Below are 13,168 nucleotides of genomic sequence, written 5' to 3' on the forward strand. Positions count from 1 at the left end.
CCGGTGGCCCGGCGGAACAGCCCGGTCCGCGGCTGCGGGGCTGTCGTGGCTGATCGCGCAGTTCCCCGCGCCCCTTCAGGGCGCTTAGCGTGACCGCGTGTCCTACTTCGATGCTGCCTCCTCCGCTCCCCTTCACCCCGTGGCCCGGCAGGCGCTGCAGGCCTCGCTCGACGAGGGGTGGGCCGATCCGGCGCGGCTCTATCGCGAGGGCCGGCGGGCCAGGCTGCTGCTCGACGCGGCGCGGGAGGCCGCCGCCGAGGCCGTGGGGTGCCGCCCCGACGAGCTCTCCTTCACCCCTTCGGGTACCCGGGCGGTGCACTCCGGGATCGCCGGGGCCCTGGCGGGGCGTCGGCGTGTCGGACGCCATCTCGTGGTGTCCGCGGTCGAACACTCTTCGGTGCTCCATGCGGCGGCGGCCCTCGAAGCCGACGGCGGGACGGTGACGGAGATCCCCGTGAACCGGTCGGGGGCGGTGTCCACGGCCGCGTACACCGCAGGGCTGCGCCCCGACACGGCGCTCGCCTGCCTTCAGTCCGCCAACCACGAGGTGGGCACCGAGCAGCCGGTGGCCGATGTCGCTTCGGCGTGTCGGGCCGCCGGGGTGCCGCTCCTGGTGGACGCCGCGCAGTCGCTGCCGTGGGGCCGGGTGGGCGGGGAGTGGTCACTGCTCGCCGCCAGTGCCCACAAGTGGGGCGGGCCCGCGGGCGTGGGGCTGCTGGTGGTGCGCAAGGGGGTGCGGTTCGCCCCGCAAGGCCCGGCCGACGAGCGGGAGTCGGGGCGCGCCCCGGGCTTCGAGAACATTCCGGCGGTGGTCGCCGCCGCGGCCTCGCTGCGTGCCGTGCAGGCCGAGGCCGCCGATGAGGGCGCCCGGCTGCGGGAGTTGACCGAGCGGATCAGGGCGCGGGTGCCGGGTCTGGTGGCGGACGTGGAGGTGGTGGGCGATCCGGAGCGGCGCCTGCCCCACCTGGTGACCTTCTCGTGTCTCTATGTCGACGGGGAGACAGTGCTGCACGAGCTGGACCGTGCGGGTTTCTCGGTCTCGTCCGGCTCGTCCTGCACCAGCTCGACGCTGACCCCGAGCCATGTCCTGAAGGCGATGGGCGTACTGAGCGAGGGCAACGTCCGGGTGTCACTCCCACGGGGGACCCAGGAAGCGGACGTCGAGCGTTTTCTGGAGGTTCTGCCGGGTGTGGTGACCGGCGTACGGGAGCAGTTGGGCGCACCGGTGGCCTCGGCCCCGCGGGCGGCGTCCGGGTCACTCGTCGTCGACGCGCTCGGCAAGCGCTGCCCGCTGCCCGTCATCGAGCTCGCGAAGGTCATCGGGGACGTGCCGGTGGGCGGCACGGTCACGGTCCTCGCCGACGACGAGGCGGCGCGGCTGGACATCCCGGCGTGGTGCGAGATGCGGGGGCAGGAGTACGTGGGCGAGGAGCCGACGGACCACGGTGCCGCGTATGTGGTCCGCCGGAGCTCCTGACTAGACCAGGTGGGCCTGGACCTCGGACGCCGCCTCATGGCCGTAGGCCTTGGTGAAGCGGTCCATGAAGTTGCTGCGCTGCAGCTCGTACTCCTGGGTGCCGACGGTCTCGATGACCAGGGTGGCGAGCATGCAGCCGACCTGCGCCGCACGCTCGTGGGAGACGCCCCAGGCAAGACCCGACAGGAAGCCCGCGCGGAAGGCGTCGCCGACGCCGGTCGGCTCGACCTTCGCCTCCTCCTCGGGAACGCCGACCTCGATCGGGTCCTGGCCCGTCGCCTCGATGCGCACGCCGCGCGATCCGAGGGTCGTCACGCGGTGGCCGACCTTGGAGAGGATCTCGGCGTCGGTCCAGCCGGTCTTGGACTCGATGAGCCCCTTCTCGTACTCGTTCGAGAAGAGGTACGTGGCCCCGTCGAGGAGGGTCCGGATCTCCTCGCCCTCCATGCGCGCGATCTGCTGGGAGAAGTCGGCCGCGAAGGGGATCTTCCGCGTCCGGCACTCCTCGGTGTGGCGCATCATCGCCTCGGGGTCGTCCGCACCGATGAGAACCAGGTCGAGGCCGCCCACGCGGTCGGCCACGGTCTTCAGTTCGATGAGGCGGGCCTCGCTCATCGCGCCCGTGTAGAAGGAGCCGATCTGGTTGTGGTCGGCGTCCGTGGTGCACACGAAGCGGGCCGTGTGCAGCGTCTCGGAGATGCGGACCGATGCCGTGTCGACGCCGTGCCGGTCGAGCCAGGCGCGGTACTCGCCGAAGTCCGAGCCCGCGGCGCCGGCCAGGATCGGGCTCGTGCCGAGCTGGCCCATGCCGAAGCAGATGTTGGCGGCCACTCCTCCCCTGCGTACGTCTAGGGCGTCGACCAGGAAAGAGAGAGAAACCGTGTGCAACTGATCCGCGACCAGTTGGTCGGCGAAGCGGCCGGGGAAGGTCATCAGGTGGTCGGTGGCGATGGAGCCGGTGACTGCGATACGCACGACGGCATGCTCCTGTGGAGGAGAGGCGAGGGGTTGACACTTCACGCTACCGGGTGGGGACACCGTCACTGAAGAGGCCAAACTACCCGTTAGTAGGTCTTTTTTCGCGAGGTGTGCGATGCGTACGGTGCGGTTATGGCCGTTATCTCGAAGCATGTCGTGAACGCCCGCCCCGTCGAACTGCCCGCCGAGTCCCTGGAGACATTGCGCGGCGACTGCGCCCGCATGGCCCCGCACTGGGTGACCCCCGCGGCCGCCGCGACCGCCCCGGTGTCGCCCGCTCTGATCCACGGCGTCAGCGTCCCGTCCGCCTCCGCGCGGCTGATCGACGGCATGTCCGAGTACGGCGACTGAGGCGAGAGCCGGTCCTCGACCGGCCCAGGGGCATCGGCGCGCGCCGAGGGAACCGCGCGCTCCCCCGCTGCGTCCCACCGCTGTCCCCCGTAAAGGGGACGTGGAATACGAACGAGGCCCGCACAAGGGCCTCCAGGGACAGCAGTGCAGTCGAAGGAGCGATGCGGTGAGCACCGAGCGACCCGTTCATGACGCGGCCGAGCAGCACCGGCGGCGTTCCCGCCTTGCCGTCGCGTCGGTGGCGGCCACGGTGCTGCTCGTCGGTGGCGGCGGCGCCTACTTCGCCGCCACCGCGTCAGGCGGCAGCGACGGCAACGGCAGTTCTCCGGCCGCCGACGGCGGCACGCCCCCACCTCTTGCCCTCGACGGCCACACGGACGGCGACCGGCAGGAAGGCGGCGGCACCGGCGACACGAGCGGCATCGCCCCCGGAGAGCCCGACCCGAGCGGCGCCACCTACCGCGCCGAGGGCAAGCTGCCCGGTGGCCCGGACGACGCGCCCGTCTACCACGCACGCGGCACCGTCAGCCAGGACCAGGTCACCGAGCTGGCCAAGGCCCTCGGCGTCACGGGCAAGCCCACGTCGCAGGACGGCGCCTGGAAGATCGGCCCCACGAAGGACGGTTCCGGGCCCTCGCTCCAGGTGAGCAAGCAGGCGCCCGGCACCTGGACGTTCACGAAGTACGCCACCGGCGGCAGCGACAACTGCCAGAAGGGCAAGCCCTGTTCGGAGGCTCCGGGGTCGTCCGCCGCGCCGAACGGCGAGGGTGAGGCGGTCGGCGAAAGCGCGGCGAAGAAGGCGGCGGCGCCGATCCTGAAGGCCGTGGGCCAGGACGACGCGAAGCTGGACGCGGGCCAACTCATGGGCGGCGTACGGGTGGTGAACGCCGACCCGAAGGTGGGCGGCCTGCCGACCTACGGCTGGTCGACCGGCATCCAGGTCGGCGCGGACGGCCAAGTGGTCGGCGGTAGCGGGCAGTTGAAGGCGCCGGAAAAGGGCGACACCTACCCGGTGATCAGCGCCGAGGAGACCCTGGACCAGCTCAACGCGTCGGCCGACGGCGGCGGCCGGGTCGGCATCGGCGGCTGCGCGTCGGCGGTGCCGAACCCCGCGGGCGACACCGCCACCAGCTCGGAGGGTGACGGCCCCGCGGTCGAGACGGGGACGAAGGCGCCGTGCGAGGAGCCTTCCTCCGCGCCTCCGAAGCCGAAGCCGGTCACGGTGAAGGGCGCCACCTTCGGGCTCGCGGTGCAGTTCGTGGACGGGCGCCAGGCGCTCGTGCCCTCCTGGCTGTTCGACGTGCAGCCGCAGGGTGCGCAGGACACCTTCACGGTGACGCACACGGCCGTGGAGCCGAAGTTCCTCACCTCGCCGAGCACGCCGTCCGCCGCTCCGACGCCCACCGAGAAGCCGGGCACGGGCAAGCAGGACTCGAGTACGCGCGTCGAGTCCTACCGCGTGGACGGCAAGTCCCTGACCCTGTCCTTCTGGGGCGGCGTCTGCAGCGAGTACTCGGCTTCGGCCGACGAGAGCAAGAGCAGCGTGCGCGTGGAGGTGACCGGGACCCAAAAGAAGGGCGAGGTCTGCGTGATGATGGCCAAGAAGTTCACCAAGACCGTGACCCTGGACCAGCCGCTCGGCGACCGCAAGGTCGTGGACGAGACGGGTGGCGGGACGGTGCCGCGCAAGTAGAGGCACACACCGACAGGAAGCACCGCGCACACGAAGGCGGCCCCCGAAGTGCTTCGGGGGCCGCCTTCGTACGTACTGATCTAGCTGAACGAGTCGCCGCAGGCGCAGGAGCCCGTGGCGTTCGGGTTGTCGATCGTGAAGCCCTGCTTCTCGATGGTGTCGACGAAGTCGATGGAAGCGCCGCCCAGGTACGGAGCGCTCATCCGGTCGGTGACGACCTTCACGCCGTCGAAGTCCTTGACCACGTCGCCGTCGAGCGAGCGCTCGTCGAAGAACAGCTGGTAGCGGAGGCCGGAGCAGCCACCGGGCTGAACGGCGACGCGCAGCGCCAGGTCGTCCCGGCCCTCCTGCTCCAGAAGGCCCTTGACCTTGGCCGCGGCGGCGTCGGACAGGAGGATGCCGTCGCTCACGGTGGTGGTCTCGTCCGATACGGACATCTGCTTCTCTCCCGGGTTGTACGGAGACTGCTTGCCGACGGTTGCAACCGTCGGGGCCGCGGATTCATTCCGGGCCGAGTGCTGTGTCTCTCGACTGTCTCTCGGCTGTCATTCGGCTGTTGTCCCTTCATGCTCGCACATGCGGGGCGGCGGGGCATCGGCCCGTCGGAGGCGAACGCGTCACATCGACACTATGGCCATCGTCAAACTGACGTGAAGCGGTTATGATAGATAACGTCAATTAGACGAAAAGGCTCCCCGGTGCAAGCACCGGCTCCACCGGAGCGGCTGCCGCCGCGCTCATCACATTCAGAAAGGGTGCGTGTCGTGACCACCGCCCAGTCCCCCGTGGACCTCGTGGAACTCGATGTTCAGCCCACACCGCTCGCTCTGCTGCTGCTCGGCCGCGAGGCGGACCCCAAGAGCGAGCGTGGCGTGGAGTGCCCCGGCGATCTGCCGTCGCCCTCCGACCCCGACCTGGTGGAACGCGCCCGTGCCGCCAAGGAGAAGCTCGGCGACAAGGTCTTCGTGCTCGGCCACCACTACCAGCGGGACGAGGTCATCCAGTTCGCGGATGTCACCGGTGACTCCTTCAAGCTGGCCAAGGACGCGGCCGCCAAGCCGGAGGCGGAGTACATCGTCTTCTGCGGCGTGCACTTCATGGCCGAGTCCGCGGACATCCTGACGACCGACGACCAGAAGGTCGTCCTGCCCGACCTGGCCGCCGGCTGCTCGATGGCCGACATGGCCACCGCCGAACAGGTCGCGGAGTGCTGGGACGTGCTGGCCGAGGCCGGGATATCCGAGCAGGTCGTGCCCGTCTCGTACATGAACTCCTCGGCCGACATCAAGGCCTTCACCGGCAAGCACGGCGGGACGATCTGCACCTCGTCCAACGCCAAGCGGGCCCTGGAGTGGGCCTATGAGCAGGGCGAGAAGGTGCTGTTCCTTCCCGACCAGCACCTCGGGCGGAACACCGCGGTCCGCGACATGGGCCTCTCGCTCGACGACTGCGTCCTCTACAACCCGCACAAGCCGAACGGCGGCCTGACCGTCGAGCAGCTGCGTGACGCGAAGATGATCCTGTGGCGCGGGCACTGCTCGGTGCACGGGCGCTTCTCGCTGGAGTCCGTGGAGGACGTGCGCGCGCGGATTCCCGGCGTGAACGTCCTGGTGCACCCCGAGTGCAAGCACGAGGTCGTGGCCGCGGCGGACTACGTGGGCTCCACGGAGCACATCATCCAGACCCTGGAGGCGGCTCCCGCCGGTTCCAAGTGGGCGATCGGGACCGAGCTGAATCTCGTACGCCGCCTGGCGAACCGTTTCGCCGCCGAGGACAAGGAGATCGTCTTCCTCGACAAGACGGTCTGCTTCTGCTCGACCATGAACCGGATCGACCTGCCGCACCTGGTCTGGGCCCTGGAGTCCCTGGCCGAGGGCAAGCTGGTCAACCAGATCGAGGTCGACCGCGAGACCGAGCAGTTCGCGAAGCTGGCGCTGGAGCGGATGCTGGCGTTGCCGTAGGCCTGGCCGGACAGTGACGGGGTGCCCCTCTGGTCGAGGGGCACCCCGTCACTCAAGGGACGCGGGGAACTGGGCGATCAGCCCCCGCCGGCCCGCAGGGTCAGACCTGGGCCGGTGCCGGGTCGTCCGACTCGGCGGCGGACTGCGGCGGGACGCCTGCCTTCTTCGCCCGCTTGGCCTCGCGCTTCGTGCGCCGCTTCTCCTTGCGGAGCTCCACCATCGCGTAGAGCGTCGGGACGAGGAGGAGCGTGAGGAGCGTCGACGTGATCAGGCCGCCGATGACGACCACCGCGAGCGGCTGGGCGATGAAGCCGCCCTCGCCCGTGATGCCCAGGGCCATCGGAAGCAGGGCGAAGATGGTCGCCAGGGCCGTCATCAGGATCGGGCGGAGGCGGTGCCTGCCGCCCTCGATGACCGCCTCGACCACGCCGTGACCCTGCCTGCGGTACTGGTTGATCAGGTCGATCAGGACGATCGCGTTCGTCACCACGATGCCGATCAGCATCAGCATGCCGATCATCGCCGGGACGCCCATCGGGGTGTCCGTCGCGATGAGCAGACCGATGGCGCCCGTGGCCGCGAACGGGATCGAGACCAGCAGGATCAGCGGCTGGACGAGCGAGCGGAACGTCGCCACGAGCAGCATGAAGACGATCGCGATCGCCGCGAGCATCGCGAGGCCGAGCGAGGCGAAGGCCTCGTCCTGGTCCTCGGAGACGCCGCCGATGGACGCGGTGGCGCCGTCCGGCAGCTTCAGCGCGTCGAGCTTCTTGGTGAGGTCGGCGCTGACCGCGCCGGTGTTCTCGCCGGTCGGCTTCGCGGTGATCGTCGCGGCGCGGGCGCCGTCGATGCGGGTCATGGAGACCGGTCCGTCGACCAGCTCGACGTCGGCGATGTCACCGAGCTTCGCGGCGCCGAGGTTCAGCTTCCGCAGCTCGGCGACGGTCTTCGCGGGCTGCGCGGACTTCACCACGACGTCGCGCTCGGTGTCGTCAAGGATCGCCTTGCCGCTCTTGGTGCCGCGGACCGACTGGGCGACGGCCTGGCCGAGCGTGGTGTCGTTGAACCCGGCAGCGGCGGCCTTGGAGTTCGCCTTGACCGAGATCCGCGGGATGCTCTGCGACAGGTCGCTCTGCACGTCCGTGACGTCGTCGAGCTTCGCGACCTCGTCGCGCACCTCGTCGGACGCCTTGCGCAGCACGTCGCCGTCGGCGGCCTTGACGACCACGCTCAGGTCCTGGCTGCCGAAACCGTCACCGGCCGCGATGGACGTCTGGCCGATGCCGGAGAGCTTGCCGAGCTCCTCCTCGACCTTGTCCTGCGTCTTGTCGTACGAGGACTTGTCCTTGAGCGTCAGGGTGTACGAGGCCTGGTTGGTGTCCGTGGAGCCGCCGAAGGCAGCCATGAAACCGGAGGAGCCGACCGTGACCTGGTAGTCCTTGATCTCGTCGAGACCGTCCAGCATCTTCTCGACCTTCTTGGCCGAGGCGTCGGACGCCGCCAGGCTGGTGCCCGGCTTCAACTCCTGCTTGATGGTGAGGACTTCCTGCTCGCCCTGGTCGAAGAAGTTGGTCTTCAGGAGCGGCGCCATGCCGAACGTGCCCACGAGGACCACGACCGCGATGACGAGGCTGGTGAAGCGGCGCCGGGTGGCGAAGCGGAGCACCGGGACGTAGAAGCGCTGGAGCCTGCTCTTCGCCTCCTTCTCCTCGGCCTTGCGGCGGGCCTCCTCCGGGTCGGCGCCGCGGACGTCCTTGGGGGGACGCAGGAACCAGTACGAGAGGACGGGCACGACCGTGAGCGAGACGAGCAGGGACGCCAGGAGCGCCGCCGTGACCGTCAGCGAGAAGGAGCCGAAGAGCTCGCCCACCATGCCGCCGACCAGGCCGATCGGCAGGAACACCGCGACGGTCGTCAGGGTCGAGGACGTCACGGCGCCCGCGACCTCCTTGACCGCGGTGATGATCGCGGCCTCGCGCTCCTCGCCGTAGCCGAGGTGGCGCTTGATGTTCTCCAGGACCACGATCGAGTCGTCGACGACACGGCCGATGGCGATGGTCAGCGCGCCGAGCGTGAGCATGTTGAGGGAGAGGTCCCGCGTCCACAGCACGATCAGGGCGAGGACGACCGAGAGCGGGATGGAGACCGCGGTGACCAGCGTCGAGCGGATCGACGCCAGGAAGACCAGGATGACGAGGACCGCGAAGACCAGGCCGAGTGCGCCCTCGGTGGTGAGGCCGTCGATGGACTTGGAGACCGCGGGGCCCTGGTCGCTCGCGACCGTCAGGTCGGAGCCCGCTCCCAGGTCCTTGCGCAGGTCGGGCAGCTTGTCCTTGACCGCGTCGGAGATGGCGACGGCGCTGCCGTCCTGGTCCATCGTGATCGCGAGGGCGAGGCTCGGCTCGCCGTTGGTCCGCGTGATGGAGGTGGCCTCGGAAGGCGTCTGCTTCACCGTGGCGACATCACTGAGGCGCACCGGCTTGCCCGGCCGCTCCCCCGGCTTGGCCTCGGGGGTGACCATCAGGTACTGGATCTGCTTCAGGGAGGTGTACCCGCCGCCGACCTGGACGGTGCGGTTCTTGCCGTCCTCGTCGAAGGAGCCCGCGGGCAGCGTGGCGCCGCCGGCCTGGAGCGCCTGGCCGAGCGCGGCCGGGGTCAGGCCCGCCTTCGCCAGCTTCTTGTCGTCGGGGGTGACGTCGACCTGGATGTCGCGCACGCCGTCGACGGTGACCTGGGCGACGCCGTCGATGTCCTTGAGGGAGGGCACGACGGTGCGGTCGAGCTGGTCGGAGAGCGCCTGCTGATCCTTGTCGGAGGTGACGGAGAGGACGACGGTCGGGATGTCGTCCGTGGAGCCCGCGATGACCTGCGGGTCCACGTCGTCGGGGAGCTGGGCCCCGGCGCGGTTCACGGCCTGCTGGACGTCGGCGACGAGCTGCTTGGAGCCGCTGCCGTAGTCGAACTGGGCCATGATCACGGCGTTGCCCTCGCTCGCCGTGGAGGTGATGCCGGTGATGCCGTCGACCGCGTCGATCGAGGACTCGAGGGGTTCGACGACCTGCTTTTCCACCACATCGGGGGACGCGCCCTGATACGGGGCCAGGACGGACACCATCGGCAGTTCGATGGAGGGCAGCAGCTGCTGCTTGAGCTGAGGGATCGCGATCACGCCGAAGACGAGGGCGATGATCGATATCAGCCCGACAAGGGCCCGTTGGGCGAGGCTGAACCGGGACAGCCAGGACATGGTGGTCTCTCTCTGTGGCGTACTGCGCAGGAACGGCACCGGCAGGGCCGGTGCCCCCTACACGATCTGCCATGTCCAGAGCAGGAATCGTCACTCCGAGGACCCGTTCTTATGCGGCGCATACTGCGAGTGCAGTACGTCGCGACCGCAATCACTCCACCCTTGGACGTACCAGGCCCGATTCGTAGGCAATCACGACGAGTTGCGCCCGGTCACGGGCGCCCAGCTTCGCCATCGCACGGTTCACGTGCGTCTTCACGGTGAGCGGGCTGACCTCCAGGCGTTCGGCGATCTCGTCGTTCGAGTGGCCGCCCGCGACCTGTACGAGCACCTCGCGCTCACGCCCGGTGAGCGCGTCGAGCCGCTCGCCGCGCACCCCGTCCTTCGCGTCCGAACTGTCGCCCTGCGCAAGGAACTTGGCGATCAGCCCCTTCGTCGCCACCGGGGAGAGCAGGGCGTCACCGGCGGCCGCGATCCGGATCGCGCCGAGCAGCTCGTCCGGCTCCGCGCCCTTGCCGAGGAAGCCGGAGGCACCGGCACGCAGCGACTGCACCACGTACTCGTCGACCTCGAAGGTGGTCAGCATGACCACGCGTACGTGGGCGAGTTCGGGGTCGGCGCTGATCAGCCGGGTGGCGGCGAGGCCGTCCGTGCCGGGCATACGGATGTCCATCAGGACGACGTCCGCGGCCTCGGATCTGGCGAGCTCGACGGCCTCCGCGCCGTCCGACGCCTCGGCGACGACCTCCATGTCGGGCTCGGAGTCGACGAGCACCTTGAACGCGCTGCGCAGCAAGGCCTGGTCGTCGGCGAGCAGCACCCGGATCGTCACGCGGTCCCTCCCTCTGCCGGGGTGACCGGCGTTGCCGTGACCGGCAGGATCGCATGGACGCGGAAGCCGCCGCCGTAGCGGGGTCCGGCGGTGCAGCGGCCGTTCAGGGCGCTGACGCGCTCGCGCATGCCGAGGAGGCCGTGCCCGCCGCCGTCGCTCTCACCGGCCGGTTCCTTCTTCTCGCCCCCGCCGTCGTCCAGGATCGTGACCTCGGCGTTCGGCCCCACGCGGATGACGCTGACCTCGGCCTTGGCGCCCGCTCCCGCGTGCTTCTGCACGTTCGTGAGGGCTTCCTGGATGATGCGGTAGGCGGCCAGGTCGACCCCGGCGGGCAGGTCGGCCACGGTGTCGTCGCAGGTCACCTCGACGGGGAGGCCCGCGTGGCGGAAGGTCTCGACAAGGTCGTCGAGGCGGGCCAGGCCCGGGGCCGGCTCGGTGGGCGCCTCGGGGTCGCCGGTCTGCCGCAACAGGCCGACGGTGGCGCGCAGTTCGTTGAGCGCGGAGCGGCTTGCGTCGCGTACGTGGGACAGGGCTTCCTTGGCCTGGTCCGGCCGCTTGTCCATGACGTGGGCGGCGACTCCCGCCTGGACGTTGACGAGGGCGATGTGGTGGGCGACCACGTCGTGCAGGTCGCGGGCGATGCGCAGCCGTTCCTCGGCGACGCGGCGCCTGGCCTCTTCCTCGCGGGTGCGTTCCGCGCGTTCGGCGCGCTCGCGTATGGCGTCCACGAAGGCGCGGCGGCTGCGGACGGCGTCACCGGCGGCCGCGGCCATGCCGGTCCATGCGAAGATGCCGAGGTTTTCCTGCGCGTACCAGGGCAGGGGGCCGGCCAGCATCGCGACCGCGGTGAGCCCGGTCATGGTGATCAAGCCGACGCGCCAGGTGGTGGGACGGTTCGTGGTGGCGGCGACGGTGTAGAGGGCGATGACCGCGCTCATGACGACGCTTCCGCGGAACGCGCCGGTGACCAGGTCGACGACGGTGAAGGTGCAGGTCGCCGCGAGCACGATCCAGGGGGCCCGGCGGCGGAAGATCAGCGCGGAGGCGCCGAGCAGCATCAGGACGAGGCTGAGGGTGCCCGGGGTGCGGGTGCCCCAGGTGGGGCCGCCGTCATGGCCGTACGGCTCGACGAAGGAGCCGATGACCATGCACACGAGGACGGCTGCCGCGAGGGTTCCGTCCACAGCCAGGGGGTGCGCCTTGGCCCAGCAGCGGCCTCGCACGAGAGTGGTCACGCCTTGAACCGTACGGGGCCGTCCCTGGCCGCCCGGCCTTGGGGACGGACCGGACCGGCGCTTCGCGCCGGATCTTTCCCGCTCACCCACCCGATTGCCCTGGGTCCCTTCGCTAGCCAGGGATCAAGCCGTCGTCGCTCAGCATCTCGCGGACCTCTTCCAAGGTCGCGTCCGGGCCCGGGAGAATCAGCTCGGAGGGTTCCAGGGCGTCGTCCGGGAGGGGCTCGCCCAGCTCCCGGACCTTGTCCAGCAACGCGCCAAGGGTTCGGCGAAAGCCGGACTCGTCGCCGCTCTCCATTTCGGCGAGCAACTCGTCGTCCAGCTTGTTCAGTTCGGTGAAGTGGCTGTCGGCCAGCCTCACCTGCCCCTCCCCCATGATCCGTACGATCATGTCGCCCTCCTCGGACGTGAGCGGTGACCTACTGCTTGTCGAAGCGCGGGGTGTCCTGCGGCTGCTGGGTCTGGGGCTGTCCCTGACCCGGCTCGATGGCCTGCTTCGACGTCGAGCCGCCGGCCAGTTCGGCCTTCATGCGCTGCAGTTCCAGCTCTACATCAGTACCACCGGAGAGGCGATCCAGCTCGGACTGGATGTCGTCCTTGGCGAGCCCGGAGGAGTCGTCGAGAGCACCGGAGGCGAGCAGTTCGTCGATCGCGCCCGCCCGCGCCTGGAGCTGCGCGGTCTTGTCCTCGGCACGCTGGATCGCCATGCCGACGTCGCCCATCTCCTCGGAGATGCCGGAGAAGGCCTCGCCGATCCGGGTCTGCGCCTGGGCGGCGGTGTACGTGGCCTTGATCGTCTCCTTCTTCGTGCGGAAGGCGTCGACCTTGGCCTGCAGGCGCTGCGCCGCGAGGGTGAGCTTCTCCTCCTCGCCCTGGAGCGTCTGGTGCTGCGTCTCCAGGTCGGTCACCTGCTGCTGGAGCGCGGCGCGGCGGGACAGGGCCTCGCGGGCCAGGTCCTCGCGGCCGAGCGCCAGCGCCTTGCGACCTTGGTCCTCAAGGGTCGAGGACTGCTTCTGGAGCTGGCTCAGCTGCAGTTCGAGGCGCTTGCGCGACGTCGCCACGTCGGCGACACCACGGCGCACCTTCTGAAGCAGCTCAAGCTGCTTCTGGTACGAGTAATCGAGGGTTTCGCGCGGGTCCTCGGCCCGGTCAAGGGCCTTGTTCGCCTTCGCGCGGAAGATCATCCCCATACGCTTCATGACACCGCTCATGGGCTTCGCGCGCCCCCTTCTGACGGACTTCCGGCTCCAGGTACTGCTCAGAACCCACAGTACGGGCCCTGCATCCATTACCGCACTGTTCGCGTGCGGATGCGCTCATCCCCAAGGACGACTGTGTCCGGCCGGGCTCAGGCGTAGGGAGTAGGTGCACCCCCGGGAACCGCCCGAAAACCG

The 13,168-nt window shown here is 70.0% G+C and carries 11 protein-coding genes; 4 read left to right on the plus strand and 7 right to left on the minus strand.

Annotated features, from left to right (window positions below):
- Positions 1-97 precede the first annotated feature (97 nt).
- Positions 98-1,477 carry an aminotransferase class V-fold PLP-dependent enzyme gene (locus ACWD02_RS00335; protein ID WP_451202816.1) on the plus strand — a complete coding sequence of 460 codons (1,380 nt, stop codon included), beginning with the start codon at positions 98-100 and terminating at the stop codon, positions 1,475-1,477.
- Here ACWD02_RS00335 and ACWD02_RS00340 read toward each other — a convergent pair whose 3' ends face one another.
- Positions 1,478-2,452, minus strand: coding sequence for a carbohydrate kinase family protein (locus ACWD02_RS00340; protein WP_451202818.1), 975 nt, complete (start codon positions 2,450-2,452; stop codon positions 1,478-1,480).
- A gap of 135 nt (positions 2,453-2,587) precedes the next feature.
- On the opposite strand from ACWD02_RS00340, the gene ACWD02_RS00345 reads away from it, so the two are divergent.
- The gene (locus tag ACWD02_RS00345) at positions 2,588-2,806 is read left to right on the plus strand and encodes a hypothetical protein (protein WP_451202820.1); all 219 of its coding nucleotides are present in this window, start codon (positions 2,588-2,590) and stop codon (positions 2,804-2,806) included.
- Between the two features lie 166 nt (positions 2,807-2,972).
- A complete protein-coding gene (locus tag ACWD02_RS00350) occupies positions 2,973-4,499 on the plus strand; it encodes a hypothetical protein (RefSeq protein ID WP_451202823.1) in 1,527 nt (508 codons plus the stop codon).
- Positions 4,500-4,579: 80 nt separating this feature from the next.
- Here ACWD02_RS00350 and ACWD02_RS00355 read toward each other — a convergent pair whose 3' ends face one another.
- A complete protein-coding gene (locus ACWD02_RS00355) occupies positions 4,580-4,936 on the minus strand; it encodes a HesB/IscA family protein (protein WP_030933606.1) in 357 nt (118 codons plus the stop codon).
- A gap of 318 nt (positions 4,937-5,254) precedes the next feature.
- Here ACWD02_RS00355 and nadA point away from each other — a divergent pair, with 318 nt between their 5' ends.
- Positions 5,255-6,460: a quinolinate synthase NadA gene (gene nadA, locus ACWD02_RS00360; RefSeq protein WP_451202826.1), complete on the plus strand. Its 1,206-nt coding sequence runs from the start codon at positions 5,255-5,257 to the stop codon at positions 6,458-6,460.
- Positions 6,461-6,560: 100 nt separating this feature from the next.
- Here the strand turns inward: nadA and ACWD02_RS00365 are convergent, their stop codons facing one another.
- The 5 genes from ACWD02_RS00365 to ACWD02_RS00385 form a co-directional block, all read right to left on the minus strand.
- Positions 6,561-9,707: an efflux RND transporter permease subunit gene (locus ACWD02_RS00365; protein ID WP_451202829.1), complete on the minus strand. Its 3,147-nt coding sequence runs from the start codon at positions 9,705-9,707 to the stop codon at positions 6,561-6,563.
- 151 nt (positions 9,708-9,858) lie between these two features.
- A complete protein-coding gene (locus ACWD02_RS00370) occupies positions 9,859-10,539 on the minus strand; it encodes a response regulator (protein ID WP_451202832.1) in 681 nt (226 codons plus the stop codon).
- Positions 10,536-11,774 carry a sensor histidine kinase gene (locus tag ACWD02_RS00375; RefSeq protein WP_451202834.1) on the minus strand — a complete coding sequence of 413 codons (1,239 nt, stop codon included), beginning with the start codon at positions 11,772-11,774 and terminating at the stop codon, positions 10,536-10,538. The genes ACWD02_RS00370 and ACWD02_RS00375 overlap by 4 nt, the downstream gene beginning before the upstream one ends.
- A gap of 112 nt (positions 11,775-11,886) precedes the next feature.
- Positions 11,887-12,165, minus strand: coding sequence for a PspA-associated protein PspAA (pspAA, locus tag ACWD02_RS00380; RefSeq protein WP_451202837.1), 279 nt, complete (start codon positions 12,163-12,165; stop codon positions 11,887-11,889).
- Between the two features lie 28 nt (positions 12,166-12,193).
- Positions 12,194-12,985 carry a PspA/IM30 family protein gene (locus ACWD02_RS00385; RefSeq protein ID WP_451202839.1) on the minus strand — a complete coding sequence of 264 codons (792 nt, stop codon included), beginning with the start codon at positions 12,983-12,985 and terminating at the stop codon, positions 12,194-12,196.
- Positions 12,986-13,168: the final 183 nt, after the last annotated feature.

It is taken from the genome of Streptomyces sp. NPDC002853 (genome assembly GCF_053591915.1).

Bases quoted from the DNA above. Each gene is read 5' to 3' on its own strand.
- pspAA (WP_451202837.1), bottom strand. From the start codon at position 12,165: ATGATCGTACGGATCATGGGGGAGGGGCAGGTGAGGCTGGCCGACAGC.
- ACWD02_RS00365 (WP_451202829.1), bottom strand. From the start codon at position 9,707: ATGTCCTGGCTGTCCCGGTTCAGCCTCGCCCAACGGGCCCTTGTCGGG.
- ACWD02_RS00345 (WP_451202820.1), top strand. From the start codon at position 2,588: ATGGCCGTTATCTCGAAGCATGTCGTGAACGCCCGCCCCGTCGAACTG.
- ACWD02_RS00385 (WP_451202839.1), bottom strand. From the start codon at position 12,985: ATGAGCGGTGTCATGAAGCGTATGGGGATGATCTTCCGCGCGAAGGCG.
- ACWD02_RS00355 (WP_030933606.1), bottom strand. From the start codon at position 4,936: ATGTCCGTATCGGACGAGACCACCACCGTGAGCGACGGCATCCTCCTG.